The sequence below is a fragment of the Methylobacterium sp. WL6 genome, from assembly GCF_008040095.1.
Classification (GTDB): Bacteria; Pseudomonadota; Alphaproteobacteria; order Rhizobiales; family Beijerinckiaceae; genus Methylobacterium.
The window spans coordinates 1-2,139 of sequence record NZ_VRVH01000488.1 but is presented as its reverse complement, the minus strand read 5'-3'; the positions used below and the strand labels follow the sequence as shown (position 1 = coordinate 2,139).

The window sequence follows — 2,139 nt, the reverse complement described above, 5'->3', positions numbered from 1 at the left end:
CCCCGGTGCCGGCAGCTCCCGCCGCGCCGCGCCGGTTCACCCCGAGCGTGGTCGAGGGCGGCCGCTCGAAGGCCGTGCCGCCGCGGCCTTCCACGACGCAGATGGTCGACGACAGCGGGCGCGCGGTGTCGATCCCGGTGATGGGCCGGATCGCGGCCGGCACGCCGATCTCGGCGATCCAGAACCAGAGCCACGCAATCACCATGTCGCCGGACTTCCTGGCCGGCGGCGAGCACTACGCCCTGGAGGTCCGCGGCGACTCGATGGTCGAGGCGGGCATCCTCGACGGCGACCTCGTGGTCATCCGCAAGCAGGACACCGCCAACACCGGCGACATCATCGTGGCGCTGATCGACGACGAGGAGGCGACGCTGAAGCGGCTGCGCCGTCGCGGCTCCTCGATCGCGCTCGAAGCCGCGAACCCGGCCTACGAGACCCGCGTGCTCGGGCCGGATCGGGTGCAGATCCAGGGCCGCCTGGTCAGCCTCGTGCGCCGTTACTGAAGGGTCTCGCCCGGCATCTCCGGGTTCGGGCCGTCCGCGGCCGGATCGTCGGGTGCCGGGTCGGCGTCCTCCGCCCGGGGGGGGCGGTACGGCCATGCCCTGGAACGGGACGTCCTTCGGCTTGGGCTCGGCCGCGGGCGACGATCCGCCCGCTGCCGCGTCGTCCGTTCCCTGGGGCGGGGGACGGACCATCGCGGGGCGCCACGGCAGCGTCCGTCCCGGCTCATGCGTGTCGGCCAGGATGAAGCCATTCGGCTCGACGCGGATCGCCACGGCGCCGTGGCTGGCGAGGTAGGCGCGATCGATGACGAGGGCGGCGGCGCAGCCCGGCGGTGCGGCGAGCGCCGTGATCAGCACCGAGGCCTTGGCGCAATCCTGCGCGAAGCCGCGGCGATCCTTCAGAAGCGCCACCGCGCGCCCGTCGGCCAACCGAAGCGTGCATCCGATCCGGTCGCAGGCGGGACCACCCGTCGCCTGCGCGCCCGGCCTGCCGTCGCCGTCGGCCTTCAGCCACTGCTCCAGCACGAAGTTCGACGGGCGCCCGAGGGCGACGAGGCTGCCGTCGGCGCGGCGCACCGCCGCCCCGCTGCCCTGGCGGTCGACGTAGATGTCGTAACGGGCCGGCATCGTCGCCAGGCCGAGCCCGAGCAGCGCCGGCGGCAGGGCGAGCCAGCGCAGGCGCGAGACCGGGAGCGTCGCGAGCAGCAGCCCCGCGGCGAGGCACCCGAGCGCGGCGGTGCCGAAGGCCGGGACCACGACGTTGGCGCGCCCGAGCCCCTGGATCCAGCCGGAGATGGTCAGCATGCCGCGCACCGCCAGTCCCATCAGCCACCAGACCGGCTGGTCGAGGGTGAACGGGTAGGCGACGATGCCCAGCACCGCCGCCGGCATCACCGCGAGCGAGACCAGCGGCAGGGTGAGCGCGTTGCCGATCAGCCCGAAGGGTTGGACGGTCTGGAAGTGGTAGGTGGCGAAGGGCGCGGTCGCGACCTGCGCCACGAGCGTCGTGCCGAGGGTGCCGACCACCGTCGTCAGCGACAGCGCGATCAGCCGGCCGATCCGCCCGGCCCCGTCGCGGCGGAACATCCCTCCATCGATCAGGCGGGCGCAGGCGATGAGGCCGGCCACCGCCCCGAACGACATCTGGAAGCTCGGGCCGAGCAAGCCTTCCGGCTCGTGCGAGAGCGCGATGAGCGCGGCGAGAGCGAGGTTGCGCATGCTGAGCGCCGGGCGATCGACCAGGATCGCCCCGAGCATGATCAGGGTCATCACGAGGGAACGCTCGGCCGCGATGTCCCAGCCGGAGAAGACGCAGTAGGCGGTGACGCCGACCATCGCCAGCGCCGCGGCGATCTTCCTGATCGGCCAGGCCAGCGCCAGGAACGGCACCAGGGCGAGGCCGGCGCGGACGAGCCAGAACACGACCCCGGCGGCCAGCACCATGTGGAGCCCCGAGATCGAGACCACGTGGTCGATCCCCGCCGCCCGCAGCGTGTCGTTGGTGGCCGGCGCGATCAGCCCGCGCTTGCCGGTCACCAGGGCGGCGGCGACGGCGCCCGCCTGGCCGCCGTTGGCGTCGGTGATCCTGCGGGTCAGCGCGTTGCGGGCGTCGTCCACGGCGGCCGCGAGCCGGAGC

1 protein-coding gene and 1 pseudogene are annotated in these 2,139 nt (G+C 74.0%); one reads left to right on the top strand and one right to left on the bottom strand.

The annotated features are described in order from the left end of the window. Positions 1–503 (top strand): transcriptional repressor LexA (gene lexA, locus FV230_RS27595; protein ID WP_147844632.1); only part of this gene is annotated, 503 nt, incomplete at its 5' end. Positions 504–608: 105 nt separating this feature from the next. Here lexA and FV230_RS27590 read toward each other — a convergent pair. Next, a pseudogene (locus FV230_RS27590) lies at positions 609–2,139 on the bottom strand (ComEC/Rec2 family competence protein); the annotation flags it as partial.